This window comes from Dokdonia sp., from assembly GCF_039945015.1.
Lineage (GTDB): Bacteria > Bacteroidota > Bacteroidia > Flavobacteriales > Flavobacteriaceae > Dokdonia.
Genome location: NZ_JBDUXP010000018.1, coordinates 77,656 through 94,491, shown reverse-complemented (window position 1 = coordinate 94,491; position 16,836 = coordinate 77,656). Strand labels below are relative to the sequence as shown.

13 protein-coding genes and 1 tRNA gene are annotated in these 16,836 nt (G+C 35.2%); 3 read left to right on the top strand and 11 right to left on the bottom strand.

Going from position 1 to position 16,836, the window contains the following annotated elements:
* Positions 1-2 precede the first annotated feature (2 nt).
* The 6 genes from ABJD27_RS12080 to ABJD27_RS12055 all read right to left on the bottom strand — a co-directional run bounded on the left by ABJD27_RS12080 (position 3) and on the right by ABJD27_RS12055 (position 8,622).
* Entirely contained in the window at positions 3-1,055 is a 1,053-nt protein-coding gene (locus tag ABJD27_RS12080) for a hypothetical protein (protein WP_348162495.1), read from the bottom strand.
* A 23-nt stretch (positions 1,056-1,078) separates the two neighbouring features.
* Positions 1,079-2,269, bottom strand: coding sequence for a hypothetical protein (locus tag ABJD27_RS12075; RefSeq protein WP_348162493.1), 1,191 nt, complete (start codon positions 2,267-2,269; stop codon positions 1,079-1,081).
* A gap of 4 nt (positions 2,270-2,273) precedes the next feature.
* A complete protein-coding gene (locus ABJD27_RS12070; protein ID WP_348162491.1) occupies positions 2,274-2,426 on the bottom strand; it encodes a hypothetical protein in 153 nt (50 codons plus the stop codon).
* Positions 2,427-2,569: 143 nt separating this feature from the next.
* On the bottom strand, positions 2,570-5,332 hold the full coding sequence (locus ABJD27_RS12065) for a response regulator (RefSeq protein ID WP_348162489.1): 2,763 nt from the start codon (positions 5,330-5,332) through the stop codon (positions 2,570-2,572).
* A gap of 101 nt (positions 5,333-5,433) precedes the next feature.
* The gene (locus ABJD27_RS12060) at positions 5,434-7,908 is read right to left on the bottom strand and encodes a hypothetical protein (RefSeq protein ID WP_348162487.1); all 2,475 of its coding nucleotides are present in this window, start codon (positions 7,906-7,908) and stop codon (positions 5,434-5,436) included.
* 57 nt (positions 7,909-7,965) lie between these two features.
* The gene (locus ABJD27_RS12055; RefSeq protein WP_348162486.1) at positions 7,966-8,622 is read right to left on the bottom strand and encodes a ribonuclease HII; all 657 of its coding nucleotides are present in this window, start codon (positions 8,620-8,622) and stop codon (positions 7,966-7,968) included.
* A gap of 66 nt (positions 8,623-8,688) precedes the next feature.
* Between ABJD27_RS12055 and ABJD27_RS12050 the strand changes: the two genes are divergently transcribed.
* The 3 genes from ABJD27_RS12050 to ABJD27_RS12040 all read left to right on the top strand — a co-directional run bounded on the left by ABJD27_RS12050 (position 8,689) and on the right by ABJD27_RS12040 (position 11,765).
* Complete coding sequence (locus ABJD27_RS12050) at positions 8,689-10,653, top strand: putative porin (protein WP_348162484.1); 1,965 nt, start codon at positions 8,689-8,691, stop codon at positions 10,651-10,653.
* Positions 10,654-10,761: 108 nt separating this feature from the next.
* Positions 10,762-11,526, top strand: a complete 765-nt coding sequence (locus ABJD27_RS12045; RefSeq protein WP_348162482.1) for an STAS/SEC14 domain-containing protein — start codon at positions 10,762-10,764, stop codon at positions 11,524-11,526.
* Between the two features lie 166 nt (positions 11,527-11,692).
* Positions 11,693-11,765 (top strand) — tRNA-Met (locus tag ABJD27_RS12040).
* Between the two features lie 299 nt (positions 11,766-12,064).
* Here ABJD27_RS12040 and ABJD27_RS12035 read toward each other — a convergent pair.
* The 5 genes from ABJD27_RS12035 to ABJD27_RS12015 form a co-directional block, all read right to left on the bottom strand.
* Positions 12,065-12,736: a bifunctional 4-hydroxy-2-oxoglutarate aldolase/2-dehydro-3-deoxy-phosphogluconate aldolase gene (locus ABJD27_RS12035; RefSeq protein WP_348162480.1), complete on the bottom strand. Its 672-nt coding sequence runs from the start codon at positions 12,734-12,736 to the stop codon at positions 12,065-12,067.
* Between the two features lie 3 nt (positions 12,737-12,739).
* Positions 12,740-13,762: a sugar kinase gene (locus tag ABJD27_RS12030; RefSeq protein WP_348162478.1), complete on the bottom strand. Its 1,023-nt coding sequence runs from the start codon at positions 13,760-13,762 to the stop codon at positions 12,740-12,742.
* 81 nt (positions 13,763-13,843) lie between these two features.
* Positions 13,844-14,608: an SDR family NAD(P)-dependent oxidoreductase gene (locus tag ABJD27_RS12025; protein WP_348162476.1), complete on the bottom strand. Its 765-nt coding sequence runs from the start codon at positions 14,606-14,608 to the stop codon at positions 13,844-13,846.
* Positions 14,609-14,642: 34 nt separating this feature from the next.
* The gene (locus tag ABJD27_RS12020; protein ID WP_348162474.1) at positions 14,643-15,926 is read right to left on the bottom strand and encodes an MFS transporter; all 1,284 of its coding nucleotides are present in this window, start codon (positions 15,924-15,926) and stop codon (positions 14,643-14,645) included.
* Between the two features lie 130 nt (positions 15,927-16,056).
* A complete protein-coding gene (locus ABJD27_RS12015) occupies positions 16,057-16,758 on the bottom strand; it encodes a FadR/GntR family transcriptional regulator (protein ID WP_348162472.1) in 702 nt (233 codons plus the stop codon).
* Positions 16,759-16,836: the final 78 nt, after the last annotated feature.

Sequence of the window (16,836 nt, the reverse complement as noted above, 5' to 3'; positions counted from 1 at the left end):
AGTTAATCGTTGATTTTTATAGATCCTATAGCTCCTGAGAGTCCGTCTTCTTGAACACCTCCAAAAACCCAAAGCTCATCTCCATATAGAAGTGTATCATGTGCATACAACCCATCAAAAGGAACTTCTCCATCGTATTGTATCCAATTGATGCCGTCCTGAGAATACCAAATATGATTATTGTATTGATCGGTGCTACTCCAGCCTCCAATAAGCCATAAAGCATTATCATAGGTGTTTAGGGAATGAAAGACTATTGGGTCAAATTGTGCTCCTATTGTGGTTACTTGCGTCCAAGTAATGCCATCTTCTGTAGTCCAGATATCATTTAGAAAATTAGTGTCATTAGTTCCACCTATGAGGTAAATTTTATTGTTGAAAACGACAGTTTCTGCGGCAGTTCGCACAGGAAATACATCGGTAGCGATGAGGTCCCAATTAAACCCATCATCAGATCTGTATATAGCCATCATTTGAGTACCATCGCCATCTTCATAATTATCTGTAATCAAGTAGAGTTGATCATTAAAAGCTACGGTGTTATGAAATGATACAGAGCCAAAAGGAAGAAGATCTGATCCAAGTGTCCAGAAAAAACCATCGTTGCTTACCCATACTTCTTCTAGTTCATTATCATCGTTATCTGCACCTCCTATAAGAAATAGGTCTCCATTATATTCTGTGACAGTATGCCCTCTGCGTTCGCTTCCAAAAGAAGAGTCAGAATACCATGCCACGCCATTGTCACTGTGCCATACCCCTAGATTATAAGGCATCTCTGTTGTAGCTCCTTGACCTGAGCCATAATAAGAGTGTACGCTTTCATTAAAGACAGCCATTTTATGAAAAGCAAAATCACCTATTTGATCTTGTTGTGTATGGAGTGTAAAGGTGAGATCTAAGTTTGTGTCATTAGACTCTTCAGGATCTGTAGTTTCTTCTTCTGGTGTTTCGTCTGCGATGACTACAGGTTCATCGTCACTAGAACAGCCTATTAAGAATGTTCCAAGCATACATAGTAAAAGGTATTTTTTTATTGAAGTGATTGTTTTCATGATAGTTTAGTTTTGAAGTGTTATTAAAAAGAAGTGGGGGCGTATCTGTTATCTCCTAAAAGGATATTGGCTTTTATAGTAAAAATGTTATTTAAGCTGACTTCGTTTTGCCAAATCATTTCTTGTGTTTTATAGTTATAAAAATCTGTAATCGTGTTGCCAGCAGAACGCCCTGTAAGAATGAGTACATAGTCACTAAAAGGAAGTATTTCGATCTCGTCTATATCATCAATTGCGATAGGAAGTGGAACATTAAAATTAGAGTCAATAGCTCCGGTAGAACTATCCAGCTCATTAATGTTATATGTATTTGTATTAAAATCTTGAGTCACTGACCATATACTAGTACCGTCATTAAAAAACTGTCGAATAAATAGATCAGGAAATGCTTGCGACCAGTTGAGATCACCAGTTTGTAAATGGACTGCATAGATATTTTCATCTCTTGAATGGAAAAGGAATTGATTTCCTATAATCGTTCCTCGTTGTACATTACTGCCAGAAGTAGAAAAAGTCCAGTTGAGGGTAAGATCATCTTGAATGCTATATACGGCACTACTCCAAGACATAACTAGTACTTCATTAGTTCCAGCAACAAGATGAGAGATCCGTTCTCCAAGATTCCAGGTATGAAGTATGCTACCATTCGATAGATTACGGCTAACTATAGCTTCAAAACCTTGTGGTCCTTCTACAGTAATAATGCGATCGTTAAGAATGGCAATACGTTTAAATTGATTATCTAATTGACTTTCTGTCCAAATCGTATCACCATTTATCGCATTTATTGCCATAATGATATAGTTTGGTGCAGGAAGACCTGGATCTGTCGCTCTAAAGGTTAGGTATAAGATATCGCCATGAATAACTAATTGTGACGAATCAAAATTTAGATCGAAACCTGTTTCTATGCCAGGAGAAATCTCCCAAATCTGCTCACCAGCAAGATCAGTTGTTGTACTTCTTACAAGGCGACCAGGAAAAAGACCTATAAAAGAATCTTCGTAGGTTAGGTTTGTTATAAGTTGATCGTTCTGTGTGGTAATAGTATTTCCAGATTCTAGATCTATAGTTACAACAGTGCTGTACGAAGCAATAGATGCTGTTGCTTGTATCAACTCTGTTTCAATAACTTCTTGAGTACGATCATCATCATTACTACATGAAAGATGAAATAGACACAGACATAAGAGTATTAAAATATGTGTTTTCATAAGATTATTTTATAAAGGTTGTTTTCTTAATGACTTTATTTTTATCCATAATTTTTAATTCATATTCTCCTTCCTGAAGAGCATTTACATTAAGGTAAATCTCATGACTAGGCATTGGAGGGAGTTTGCCTTTAAGTTTTTTAGACTTCTTATTCATATGCTTTTAAGGAATGGGCGACTAACTTTGAGACAAAATTATTTTAGAACAGTGCTGAAAATTAGCACAGATGTAACAAAGCCTGTCACGTATGTAACAGGCTAGTGATAATGGGGTATTAGCCCCCTATGAGAAAAGGGTGTTTATGAATTTTTTGCGTAGTCAGAGGGGGAAACGCCGTAGTGTTCTTTAAAGCATTTTGTGAAATAAGAATGGTTATTAAATCCAACAGCATATCCTACTTGTGATACATTTATATCAGATTTTTTAAGCAATTGTGCTGCCAGTTTTAAGCGCTGACTTCGTATAAACTCTGTCGCCGAAAGTCCCGTGAGTGCTTTTAATTTTCTGTGCAATTGCATACGACTCATACCTAATGCCTTTGAAAATGATTCTGTCGTAAAGTCAGATTCTATGATTTGTGTATCTACAATTTCTTTAAGATTATCAAGAAAACGTTCATCGGCACTATTTATAGCCATGTCTTTAGGAATTAACACCACTTCCTGACTAAAGCGTTCTTGTAGTTTTTTACGAGTTTCTAATAAATTATACGTAGTGGTTTTAAGAATCTCTGTGTTAAACGGTTTTGTGATGTAGGCGTCTGCTCCGTTTTCTAAACCTGTGAGTCTATTTTCATCTCCCGCTTTTGCAGTGAGCATCACAATAGGAATATGAGATGTAGCTTCTGTTGTTTTACAATTCTTTGTAAGTGTGATTCCATCATCTTTTGGCATCATAAGATCTGTAATGATAAGATCAGGAACTATAGAAGATGCGATTTCAAAACCTTCGCTTCCATCTTGTGCAGTATGTATGGTATAGGTGTCTTCAAATAGCGAACTCACATAGGTTCTTAAATCTGTATTGTCATCTACAATAAGAAGTATCGGATTGTTGTCTTTTGAAAAGATATCGGGCTCTTCTATTATGATTTGTTCTTGTAAGGAGGTTGTATCTGCTCCTGCCTGCGGGCTAAGCAGGTTCTCGAAAGCGGAAGTATTCACCGTACCCGTTGCTTTTTCATTAGTAGAGAATGCTGTTTCTGTCACAGGTAACGTGGTTGTAAATGATGTCCAAGAATCGTCGCTTTGGACTGTGATCGTTCCTTTATGTAATGTGGCCAACTCCCTTGAAAGCGCGAGTCCTATGCCTGTACCCGTTGTTTGCTCATCGGTACGTGCAAAACGATTAAAGATTGTCTGCAATGCTTCTTCTGATAGTGGCGCACCCGTATTTTTAACAATGAACTGTAATTCTTGATGTTGTATAATTCCAGTAATGGATATAGATTCTCCATCAGGACTATACTTTAGTGCATTACTGATAAGATTTGTGATTATCTTTTCTAAAGCATCGGCATCAAAATAATAAGAATTTTCTGGGATATTAATTTGGACTGTATAGGCCTGATTGTTTTCGTGTGCTAGATACTCAAAAGTACTCGTAAGGGATTTTAAGAAAATTGACAGATCTCCTTGTTGTACTTTGAGCTTAAAGTGACCCGCTTCTAGTTTTGAAAGATCAAGTAATTGATCTACGAGCGTTAATAAACGTTTGGTGTTGCGTTTTGCAATGGTTAAATTTTTCTTTTCAGAAACATCAATACCTGGTTTTTGAAGTTGTTGTTCTACAGGGCCAGCAATGAGTGATAATGGCGTTCTGAACTCATGAGAGATATTTTCAAAGAAGCTAGATTTCATAGTGTCTAACTCCCGTAACTTATTATTTGTTTTTTTGCGATTTCTAAAGCCAAGAAAAAGAAAGAGTCCAGTAATGGAGGTAAGCGCAAGACCACCTAATAAAAGGCTTCGCTGGTTTTTCTTTTGAGCTTCTGCCGTTTCATTTTTGGCTTGAAGTAACGCAATTTCTTGTTCTTTTTTTTCGGTTTGGTATTTGGTTTCGAGTTCTACACCTTCTTTTTTCTTGCTTATGGAAGTTAGACTATCACTCATTTCCTCGCTTAAAGCAAGATATTTATAAGCTTCTTTGTGGTTATTTATTGCCAGATTCGTATTTGCTAGACTTTTATAGAGACCAGATAGACGTCCATAATCAGGAGGATCTAAAGCCGAAAAATAATCAGCACTTTGTTTGCCTAAGGCAATACTTTGGGTGTATTTTTTAGAAAGGAAAAGTGCATATGCGTATTCTTTTTGCCCAGCTGCGCGTGTAAAATTACTTTTACTCCTATTTTTTACATCAAATGAAAGTTTATAATGCTTAACAGAATTAATAGTATCTCCCATTTTTAGGTAGAGGTGAGCGTATTGCATATGGTAATTACCTAGATACACATATTTTAAATAAAGGCTATCTACTTCATTAAAGTATTCCTTAGTCTCGTTAAAATTACCAAGGCTGCTCTGTACACTACCCATTCTCATAAGTGTACGGCTTATATCTATAGAGTCATTTAAATCACGTGCTACAGCAAGTGCTTTTTTATAATAAATCATTGCTTTTGCATACACATCTTTTTCATTTTTTGAGCTTTTAGAACGTCTAAATAGCTCTGCGCGGTCTGCATATGCAATAAATAAGTATCTGTTTTTAATATTATGTTTTGTGAATGTTGAATCTGCTTTCTGATAGTAATTCATCGCATCTCCCATATTCCAACGATAGTATTCTATAGCTCCCATAAATGTATAAATAGTTCCAGTGCTTTCAGGTTCGCCATACCTTAGGGAATGCGAGAGTGCCTTTTCAGCATATAACATTGCACTGTCTGCTTTTGTTACTCGTCGATACTTTTTGCCAATCACAAAATAATTGTGCGCAATGACACTATCATTTTTAGAATTTGAGATGATAGAATGAAGGGAATCTATTTCTTTCCTGTCTTGAGCATTTACAGAAGGAATAATAATGAAAAACACAAACAATGGGATTATTATTCGCATAGTGAGATAGGATTGGTGAGAGTGTTATAAATGTACGCAATTATAAAAATATCAACTACTTACTAGTATCACATATGTAACAGATGTGTGTTACATTTCTATTAATTAACTTGATAAATCAATAATGTATTAGCATCTCCTTGTGTTACAAACCCTAGATTCTTGTTGCGCTCTAAATAATCAAAATGTGCTGCACTTATTCCATAGACTGGGAAGTTGTCTAATGCATTGCCTTTGTCATCAAAACAAAACACTTGACTAGATTCTATATCTGTGGTCGAGATCAGTGTTTGCTTTCCTATTTTGAAGATTTGTGGGGTTGTATAGGTTCCATAGTCTAGTTCTATGGTTTTTGCATTGATCGTAAGTTTGTTTTCTAGTAACGAAGCTGTTGTTTTTCCTGTCTTTTGAACAATCGTACTTGTTGTAAGATCCGTTTGAGTTCGTGTCGTTTTCCCACTCGTATTGATAATAATCTTACCTCCATTTATATCGTAAGTGACAAATGTATTCCCATCTTTATATATAGGGGTGTCTCCAAATTTGATACTCTCTTTTATAGTAATACGCGATTTTCCTGTACGACTCAAAATATGAAGTTTGCCACTGTTTTCTGATATTACGATATAATCTTTATTGCCTATTTGTATATGCTTAGGAGGAAAAATGACTTCGCTGTCTGTTTTGGTAAATTCAAAGCCTTTTACAATTTTTGCCTCTTTATCAAACATTTGTATCTGGTTGCCTTGTGTAACTATAAAACGATACTTGCGATTGTTCTCATAATCAAAAACAGAAAGAGGTTGTGTGATTGTATCATCAAAACGCATAGAAAATGGTTTTACTTCATTGCCATTACGATCGAGAATATAAAATGTATGAGGCGTTACAAAGGCGAGTTGTAATCTTCCATTTCGATATAAATCTACTTGTTGTACTTTTCCTAGAATGACACCATCTAATTCTTTTTGCCATAATAACTTCCCTTTATTGCTAATGAGGTATAGCATGTTTGCTTCATCTTGTATAAGTACATCAGTACCTTTGGTACGATGATTCTTTACAAGTTGAGGCGAACCAGAAATCGCTGTTTCAATTTTTGTACTAGCTATTTGAGTAATGGCACCATCTTGTTGCAGGTTTTCATTTTTATTAATGACAGCATTAAGATGCATAAAATGGGTGTCCTGAATAAGTTGTAAAGCTGCAAATGGATATTGATCGGTCTGTGTCTTTTTAAAAGTCGCTGCATCACTTTCAGAAACAAGATTTTCATATGGAATTTTCTGAGTGTTTGTTATGGTAAGAAAACTGGACGCATTACTTAATTGAGATTTTGTGTTTTTATACGCAGTAGATTCAATTAAGGTGGCTTTGTTTTGATAATTTGCGATAATGATTTCTAAAAGATCTTGACGCTCTGCAAAAACATAAAAACCATCTAATACACAATATAAGCTTACTGATGGAAAATCAATAAGTGGTTGATATGCTTTTGTAAAGATTGTTTTTTCTTTAAAACGATATATAGGGATTTGTCTATATGAAGTTTCTTGCTCTTTTTGAGAAGCAATGGCATCATCTGTAAGTGTAATGTCTAATGAGTGAGCAACAATAACACTGCCTCCATCTAGTTGTATAGATCCTATCTCGTTATACGTGCTTAATAAGGCCTCTTCTTTTAAGTGAAACTTAGAAGGGTCTACTTTATTAAAATCGGCTAGATTGTTCTTGTATGTAGCCCAATCGCCATAGGTGATAGATGTTACACTTTGTGCACTAATTGGGGTTATTTGATCTATCGTGTTTGCAGAGGGGTTGGTATTTTTAAATAAAGTAAGCCGTTGGTCTGTAGAATCTTTAACCAAGGTGACACCACTTATTTTAATATCATTATGAGATACATCTAGATCTCCCAACGACCAAGAAAATGCATTGCGTAATGGATGATTCTTGGCTTTAGGATATATCGTAGACCAGACTTGATCTGCTTCATTTCCTTTTAATAAAATACTAGCTGTGGCATTGCTAGCTGCTTGATATGCTTTATTAAAATCGGCATCTTCTGTGATAAGATTTCCTTCTTGTTCTCTAAGCGTGTTTTCTAGTAGTAGTTGCGAAGTACTTGCAATAAAGACATCTTCTATTTTTAAGGTGTAAAATGTAGTCTCAGCAGATTCTATTTTTGTTATTGCTGGAGTGGAACCACTCAGTTTTGTCTGAGTTACCTTTGTAGAGTCTGGAGTAAAGAGAGTCTCATTGATCTTAGTAAGAATACTAATGTCATAAACGTCGCCACCTATTTTGGTATAACAAACAAGAACTTCGTCTTTGGTATTTATGCTTTTTAATAAAGGAAGACTGCTTGATAAAAAGTCTTGATAGCGTGTGTTTTTAAATGCTTCAATGATATCATTGTTTTTAAGTGCAGATAGTAATCCCTTGAGATTATCTGTTTTTACAATAACACTAGCCTTACGCGGAATATACTTTGTAAGAGCCGATGTGGTTGTATTTTGGTCTTGCTCACAGGCAATAAAAATAAATACAATGGCAATTAAAAAAAGACGTTTCATACAGCTATAACAATTACTCAAATGTAAGCACTTGAACAAGAGGAATTACTTAAAGCTTTACGAGTTATCTACGGGGTTTTTAACAAGAGAAAAACCTTTAAAATCTAATTCGTATTGCTCGGGAAGTAGTTTAAAACTTTTGCGGTGATACTTTGTAATGCCATATTTTCTAATGGCTTCGCGATGTTCCTTGGTAGGGTATCCCTTATTTTTTTTCCAGTTATACATAGGGTATTCTTCATGAATACGCTCCATAAAATGATCTCGTTCTGTTTTTGCAATTACAGATGCTGCTGCAATTGGGAGGTATTTTCCGTCTCCTTTAATGACGCAGGTGTGCGGAATGTTGGGATATGGTTTAAATCTATTGCCGTCTACTAGGATATGTTGTGGAGTACGCTTTCGCGAAAGCGTATATATCATGCTATCAATACTACGATGCATTCCTAAAATAGAAGCATTCAAAATATTAATCTCATCTATTTCTTCCATCATAATATGCGTAAATCCATACGCTATGGCTTCTTGCTCTATAATAGGTTTGAGGAGTTCTCGCTTGCGTTCTGAGAGTTGTTTTGAGTCTGTAAGTGTTTCATTTATAAAGGAATCTGGCAATATGACCGCCGCCGCAGTAACAGGTCCAGCAAGGCATCCGCGACCCGCTTCATCTGTGCCACATTCTATCAGATTGGTATGAAATTTAAGCTTTAACATGGTTTTAGAGTTGTAAAATACGTGATTACGAGTAAAAAAATTAACTTTGGCTCTTCAAAATTATATATGAAGGCATTTGTCGTTTTATTTTTTTTAATAGTTACCTCTTCTGTATATGCTCAGTTTCCTACGCTAGGAAGACAAGATGTCGGAACTAGAGGAAGTGCGCAAGGTACTATAAGTAATAATAAGGTCGCAGATTTTGTGAGACCTCCTGTAGAGGACTATAAAATTATATCTATTAAGAATGATACGATTACAGTAGATACTTCACTTACTATTGCAAAGGACTATAAGTTTAACTATTTACGAAAGGACCGTTATGGATTACTTCCTTTTGCAAATACAGGACAAACCTATAATACATTAGTGTATGACTTTGATAAACAATCTACACTTCCTAACAGTGTCGCTCAAGCAAGGCATTTTAATTACCTAGGCGTTGATGATATTAAATATTATTATTTACCAACTCCTTTTACAGAGTTGTATTATAGAAGTGCGTTTGAACAAGGACAACAACTAGATGCTTTTTTTACTATTAATACATCGCCAAGGCTTAACTTTTCTATAGCTTATAAAGGGTTGCGTAGTTTAGGAAAATACCAAAATGCACTTACAAGTACTGGAAATTTCAGAGCGGCTGGAAATTATAGAACCAAGAATAACAGATATCATATCAAAGCACATTGGGTAGCTCAAGATTTATTAAATCAAGAAAATGGTGGATTGCAAGAACAAGCGATTGAGCAGTTTACTAGTAATGATGGTCAGTTTGATGACCGGTCTACACTTCAAGTAAACTTTGAGGATGCTGAGAATATTCTTGATGGTACTCGTGTATATATCAATCATCATTATAAACTGCTTTCAAAAAAGGATAGTCTAACAGATTATGCACTTAAGATAGGACATGTATTTAATAGTGAAAATAAGTTTTATGAATTTAGACAAGATGCTGCAAATAGTATTTTTGGAGAAGCTTTCCAAGCGTCTAATTTTAGAGATAGAACAGACAATGAAGAGACGTATAATGAGCTGTACGCTGTATATAATGATAAGACATTAGGAGAGATTAAATTTCAAGCAAATACGACTTATTATGATTATGGATATAAGTCTGTGCTTATTCAAGATGCTCCCGATGGCGATGGAGCAGAACGAATTCCTAATAGATTGCAAGGAACTAGTGTTGCTGTAGGAGGAAGCTATAAAAATAAAATTGGAAAAATTAATCTAGAAGGAAATGCGCAAGTAAATGTTGTAGGCGATTTTGATGGATATAATATATATGGAAAAGCTTCTTATGATATTGCTCCAGATAAAGTGTTTTCTGCGAGCATATTAAGCAATTCTAGTCCTGCGGCTTATAATCATCTATTATATCAGAGTAATTATATTAATTATAATTGGCATAATGCGCTTACCTATGAGAATGTAAAAACAAATACGCTTTCTGCACGTTTAGAAGCAAAAAAATGGATTAATCTGGATGCATCGGCAAGTACAATAACAGATTATGCTTATTTTGGAACCTCTGAAGATAGTGGGCTTGTCACTTCTTTTCAAACAAGCGAAACGATTAATCACCTTAAAGTAACGGCAAATAGAGAAGTTACAGTAGGGAAGTTTGGTCTTGATGCGACAATTACTTTTCAAAATGTAAGTGGAGCAGAAAGAATTCTTAATACACCAGATATTCTAACACGAGGAAGTCTATATTTTACAGATAGATTGTTTAAAAAGGCGTTGCTTATTCAAACAGGAGTTACTGTACAGTATTTTACAGAATATAATTTAAATGCATATGACCCTATTTTGGCTGAATTTTATGTGCAAAATGGACAAGAAATAGGAGGGTTTCCTTTGATAGACTTTTTTGTAAACATGAAAGTACGCCAGACTCGAATTTTCTTTAAAGCCGAACACCTCAATAGTGGCTTTTCAGATAATAGTTTTTTTAGTGCTCCTGGATACCCATATCGAGACTTTAATGTTCGATTTGGAATTGTGTGGAACTTCTTTTTATAAAAAAGTACGACTTAATAACTCGATTGCTACTGATCGTGTTTTTTTTGAGAATACACTTTTTTGTTAGCTAGCTAACAATTTATTTATTTATTTTAAGTTTTATTAGCTATGGTTTTAGATTACGATTTAGCAGATAATACGATTGCGTATGTGTTTGACGGCCCCATGGATGCACAAACTATTGAAGCATTGCAGGATCAGATTGAACAAAAGTTAGAAATTCACAATCGTATTAATATTTACCTAGAAGATAGGGGGGTAGAATATTTTACATTATACTCTGTCATTGTAGGGATTATTTTCCCTTTGCAACATCATAAGCGATTTGATAAAGTAGCTATGGTAACAGATAGATCTTGGATACATTTGTTATCGGCTATAAATAATCAATTCATAAGTGGTGATGTACGTAATTATACTTCGGAAGAACGTGTTGATGCTATGCAATGGGTTTCAGGAGTCAATTCTAATTTATATATTAATTCTTATAAATTGTCTCCCATAGATGTTATGTTAAAAGATTTTAGTTTTGCTGATAATATCATAGGTTATGTTATAGAAGGGATTATGGATAAAGCAGCTATTTTAAATCTTCGATCTCATATTTTAGAAAAGTTTAAGACACATGATAAGATTAGCTTATACTTAGAAGATGGCAACATTGAGAATTTTTCATTAAGTGCTGCGACTATAGGGGCATTATTTCCGTTAGAATATGCAAGCCGTTTTGATAAAATTGCTTTGGTGACTGATAGAAAATGGATTCATGCACTTGCGGTTATTGATAATGCATTAATAGGAGCTAGATTACAGTACTTTCCAATTAAAGATCGAATAGCTGCTATCTCTTGGATAGCTGAAGTAAGTGTCTAATATTTAGAAATATATATCGAAGTTTTTATAGGGTCATGTTTTTTTTAATTTTATCTGTAAATTTTATAAAAAAAATTGCCCTAACTCAAAAAACCATTGTATATTTGCCGTCCGATAGCGCAGTACTGATGGCCTAATCAAGAAAAGTGTTATTGGAAACATATATCGCGGGATAGAGCAGTAGGCAGCTCGTCGGGCTCATAACCCGAAGGTCACTGGTTCGAGTCCAGTTCCCGCTACTAGAAAAATCAAGCCTTTACAGAAATGTGAGGGCTTTTTTTATGGAGTAAGTACAACATAAGTATCACAGATAATGATTATGGATCAAGTCTAAAACTTGTGGGATTTTAAGATTATGTAAAAATAATTGAGAGTCTATATAAGAAGAAATCTACGTTTCTCGCGCTTCTGTAATAGCTATAAAGAAATCTACATATACAAACAAAGGGTATCTTTTTTTGATACCCCTTGTTATGCATTCAATTTAGTAAGCAAACTAATTCAAATTTTTGAATGCTCTTTTAAATATCTTATATGCTTATTCGTTTCTTATAGATCTTACAAGAGCGATGGCATGTTTTGTTTTATCTTCTATAATCTTATAGTCCCAGTTTCCATTAGCATCTGGGGCAATAAGTTTTGATCCCATTCCAACGCATGTAACACCAGCATTAAACCATTCTTCTAAACTTTCTCTAGTAGGTGAAACTCCACCTGTAGGCATTATCGAAGTCCATGGACATGGTCCTTTTATGGCTTTTACAAACTGTGCCCCATAAATTCCTCCAGGGAATAACTTTACAATCTCACAACCTAATTCTTCTGCTCTGGCAATTTCGGTTAATGAGCCACAACCAGGTGACCATAAAATTTTTCTTCTGTTACAGACTACTGCAATATCTTCTCTAAGAACAGGTGTCACAATAAAGTTGGCTCCTAATTGCATATAAAGTGATGCAGCGGCACCATCTGTAATGGAACCTACACCTAATATAAGTTGAGGTAATTCTGCTTTCGCGAAAGCGCACAACGCATCAAAAACTTTATGAGCATTCTCTCCGCGACTCGTAAATTCAATCACTCGTGCACCTCCATTATAGCAAGCTCTTAAAATTTGTTTTCCGACATCTAAAGATTCATTATAAAATAACGGTACGATTCCCGTTTCTTTCATTGCTTGTGCTACTTCTATTCTTGTAAATCTTGCCATAAGTTATCTAGATACTTTACCGGTTTGGTCTCCGTCCATAAAACGTTCTATATCCTGTAAGGATACAAGGTTATAATCACCATAAATCGTATGTTTAAGACAGCAAGACGCCACTGCAATGTCAATAGCTCGTTGCATATCTAGCGGTGAATCAATGAGTCCAAAAGCAAGACCACCCATAAAGGCATCTCCACTTCCTACACGATCTACTACGGGTGTTACTTCCTGAATATGAGCTTTAAAAATCTGCTCCCCATTATATAATAGTCCACCGATACGTTGATGCGATGCACTTACCGAATATCGCAACGTAGTCGCAACCTTTTTAAGATCTGGACAGCGCGTAAATAGTTTATCATAAAGCATTGGAAGTGATTTCTCATCTTGATAATTGGGTTGAACTTTATTTTCGCCGAGCATAAAATATGCCGTATCAATATCGCCTAAAATCAAATGACTATAGGTAAGTAATTCTGGCATCACCTCCTTAGGTTCTTTTCCCCATTTCCATAATTTAGAACGGTAATTCAAATCTGTAGAAATGGTCAATCCCATTTGTTTTGCCACTTTTACAGCTTTCAAACATTCTAAAGCTGCCTGTTCTGAAATAGCTGGTGTGATTCCACTCCAATGGAACCAACTTGCTCCTTCAAAAATGGTTTCCCAATCAAAAGAGTCCTTAGTAAGGGTTGCCATAGAACTACCAGCACGATCATAAACAACATTACTTGCTCTAGTACCAGCTCCAGTTTCTAAAAAATAAATTCCAAGTCTGTCACCTCCTCTTAAAATATGTCTACTACCAACACCAAGTTTATTGATCTCTTGAAGTGCTGTATCACCTATTTCATTGTTAGGAAGTCGCGTGACAAAATCTGTTGAAACTCCTAGATTACTTAGAGAAACAGCCACATTAAACTCTCCACCACCATACGTCGCGCCAAATGTTTTGGCTTGGGAAAACCTTAAGAAACGCTCTGTTGAGAGGCGTAACATAATTTCTCCAAAGGTGACTACTTTACCCATTTATAATATTTTACAACTAACCTTTTTTCTAAAAAGCCAGTTAAGTCAAAATTAAATTACTCAGCAATAAAATCATAATTTTTAAATTCCCAAAGCTTGTCCACCACCTACTTGAATGGTTTCTGCTGTTAAGAAGGCGGCATCACTACTTGCTAAGAATGAAACCACAGAGGCTACATCTTCAGGTTGACCTAAGCGACCCAACATAATATTATTAGCCCAAGATGCAAAAACTTCTGGTTTTGTTTCTTTGATTTGTTTATGAAAATCTGTGTCAATAGTACCAGGAGAGACTGCATTTACTCGAATGCCATATTCGGCAAGATCTTTTGCTAATGCTCTTGTTATAGTATGTACAGCGGCTTTTGATGTTCCGTAGATTCCTGCTCCAGGACCTCCAGCGTTCCACCCAGCATTAGACGTATAATTAATGATAGAAGGATGTTCTCCACCTTTAAGAAAAGGTATTGCTGCTCTTGAAGCAAAGAATACAGAATCAAGATTGAGTGCCATTACAAAGCGATAGAATTCAGTTGTCATCTCTTCAAACCTAGATCTTCCACCTAAGCCGCCAGCATTATTAACTAGGACATCAATTTTACCATATTTTTCTCCGATTGCTTTTATATTAGAGGTTACATCCTCTTCTTTTGTTACATCGAATCCGTAATATTCGGCAGTAATTCCTTCTGTTCTTAACTCTTCTACTCTTTTTGCTCCTGCATCGTCATCAATACCATTTAAAATTACAGTATATCCATCCTGACCTAATCTTTTGGCAACTGCGAAACCAATGCCTCCTGTAGCTCCAGTTATTATGGCTATTTTTCCTTTATTATTACTCATTGTTCTTTAATTTTTAAATCGTTTTTGAATAGGATTAATTTTCTGTATTTACTACTAACTTCACTTTTCTAATTAATAATAAAATAGATACTACCGCTAGTACCACTGACACCGTAATAGCTATAAATGCTGGTGTATAAGACCCTCCCACTGTTATTCTTCCAATAAACCAATTCATTATTATAGGCGAAAATGCCGCTACAGTTCCAGCGAGTCCAGCTAAAGTTCCTACAGATGGACCTCTAAATAAATCACTAGATAAGGTTTGAATATTTCCTATGGCAAATTGAAAACCAAAAAGTGCTAATCCTGCTAGGTAAATAAATGTCATGTAGTTAGAGTCATCCACAAATAATATAATAGAGACAAAACCTATTATAATTAAAAAACTTCCTAAAGCGATGCTTACTTTCCTACCTATATCTACAGAAATTCGTTTTATGATTGCTTCTGTAAATAACCCTCCAAGTATACCGCCAGCTGCAGCCATTAGATAAGAGATCCACATTGTTTTACCAATTTCTTCGATGCTTAGCCCGAATTTACTATTGAGGTATATAGGCATCCATCCAGCAAAGAACCACCATATCGGCTCTATGAAAAATCTGCATAATAACACCCCCCAAGATTGTTTGAAACTTAATATTTTCCCAACACTTAAGCTTTTTGCTCCTTCTACCTCAACATTATTGTTCTTTATTCTATCATTAAGTAATAAAGTTCTTTCTTCTTCTGTAATCCAAGGATGACTTTTTGGTTTTGATTTATTTATAATAAACCATGGGATAATCCAAAGTAATCCTAAGGCTCCTAATATTAAATATGTAGACTTCCATCCAAATTGTGCATATAGATATACTATGATAACGGGTGCTACCACATTACCAATGGAAGCCCCTGCATTAAAAATACCTTGTGCTAATGCCCTTTGTTTTACTGGAAACCACTCGCCATTACTTTTTACTGCACCAGGCCAAAGTCCAGCCTCTCCAAGACCTAATAGTCCACGGACTATAGATAGCGATATTACTCCTCTTGCTAAAGCATGAAAAGCCGCTGCCGTAGACCATACTATAATGGATACAACAAAACCTAATCGAGTACCTATTTGATCGTAAAGTCTACCTGATAAAAATTTACTTGCTGCATACGTGATCAAGAATATATTAAGCATTAAAGCATAATCAGAATTATCCATTCCTAGATCCTCACCCATCTGCGGCCACAATAATGCAAAAGCGGTCCTATCAACATAATTAATGACTGTAGCAATAAAAATTAGGCTTATAATCCACCACCGTAATCCTTTTAGTTTCATAAATCTTTATTTTTTACTTAGTTTTTAGTCAAAAAAGACATAAACCACCTAAGCCATATGAGAATAGCTATTGATATTTTTATATGTTTTGCGGGGGATACGCTTTCGCGAAAGCGTACTCATCATTGTTTTAAATATTATAACAATATTGATATAATGCCTTAAAATGTTTTTTCATCATCGCCTTTGCTTTTTGAGGATCTTGTTCTTCTATAGCTTCATAAATCCTTCTATGTTCCTCGATTCCTGATTGTGCCATTCCAGAATCACAGACATGATATTTTTCAAAATTTGTAATTATCTCTGGAGTGATAATTAACATAAAATTGTTCATTGTACTATTTCCTGAAGCCCTTGCTATGGCTAGATGAAACAGTAAATCTTCTTGCATAGCATCTTCACCATTGAGTACTTTATCTGTATACGCAGTGAGTGCTTCTTGCATTTTTTTAAGGTCATCATCTGTTCTCCTCAATGCAGCAAGACGGGCAGTTTTAAGCTCTAATAAAATTCTAGTTTCCACAAGTGATTTAAAATCTGGAGCTTCAAGTGTTAAGATGTCATCTATCATCCCGTTAAGAGCGATAACACCAATATTTGCCACAAATGTTCCACTTTGTGGTATTGATTTTAGTAGTCCATAAAATTCCAATTTCTGAATAGCCTCACGAATAATCCCCCTTGTAACCTTAAATTTTTCCGAAAGCATTCGTTCCGAAGGTAATTTATCTCCCGGTTCTAGGTTCTTGTGATTAATCAAGTCTCCGATCTTTGCAATGACCTGCTTTTGAATCGAGTAGTTTCCATTTAGATTAAGAATTTCTACTTTCATAAACTTTTTTTCAATAATTGGTTATCCAAAATGGACACTCTAAGTTAAATAAAACTCATAGAACAGTAATGTTTATCA

Bases quoted from the DNA above. Each gene is read 5' to 3' on its own strand.
- ABJD27_RS12060 (WP_348162487.1), bottom strand. From the start codon at position 7,908: ATGAAACGTCTTTTTTTAATTGCCATTGTATTTATTTTTATTGCCTGT.
- ABJD27_RS12045 (WP_348162482.1), top strand. From the start codon at position 10,762: ATGGTTTTAGATTACGATTTAGCAGATAATACGATTGCGTATGTGTTT.
- ABJD27_RS12075 (WP_348162493.1), bottom strand. From the start codon at position 2,269: ATGAAAACACATATTTTAATACTCTTATGTCTGTGTCTATTTCATCTT.
- ABJD27_RS12030 (WP_348162478.1), bottom strand. From the start codon at position 13,762: ATGGGTAAAGTAGTCACCTTTGGAGAAATTATGTTACGCCTCTCAACA.
- ABJD27_RS12080 (WP_348162495.1), bottom strand. From the start codon at position 1,055: ATGAAAACAATCACTTCAATAAAAAAATACCTTTTACTATGTATGCTT.
- ABJD27_RS12050 (WP_348162484.1), top strand. From the start codon at position 8,689: ATGAAGGCATTTGTCGTTTTATTTTTTTTAATAGTTACCTCTTCTGTA.
- ABJD27_RS12025 (WP_348162476.1), bottom strand. From the start codon at position 14,608: ATGAGTAATAATAAAGGAAAAATAGCCATAATAACTGGAGCTACAGGA.
- ABJD27_RS12070 (WP_348162491.1), bottom strand. From the start codon at position 2,426: ATGAATAAGAAGTCTAAAAAACTTAAAGGCAAACTCCCTCCAATGCCT.
- ABJD27_RS12055 (WP_348162486.1), bottom strand. From the start codon at position 8,622: ATGTTAAAGCTTAAATTTCATACCAATCTGATAGAATGTGGCACAGAT.
- ABJD27_RS12035 (WP_348162480.1), bottom strand. From the start codon at position 12,736: ATGGCAAGATTTACAAGAATAGAAGTAGCACAAGCAATGAAAGAAACG.
- ABJD27_RS12020 (WP_348162474.1), bottom strand. From the start codon at position 15,926: ATGAAACTAAAAGGATTACGGTGGTGGATTATAAGCCTAATTTTTATT.
- ABJD27_RS12065 (WP_348162489.1), bottom strand. From the start codon at position 5,332: ATGCGAATAATAATCCCATTGTTTGTGTTTTTCATTATTATTCCTTCT.
- ABJD27_RS12015 (WP_348162472.1), bottom strand. From the start codon at position 16,758: ATGAAAGTAGAAATTCTTAATCTAAATGGAAACTACTCGATTCAAAAG.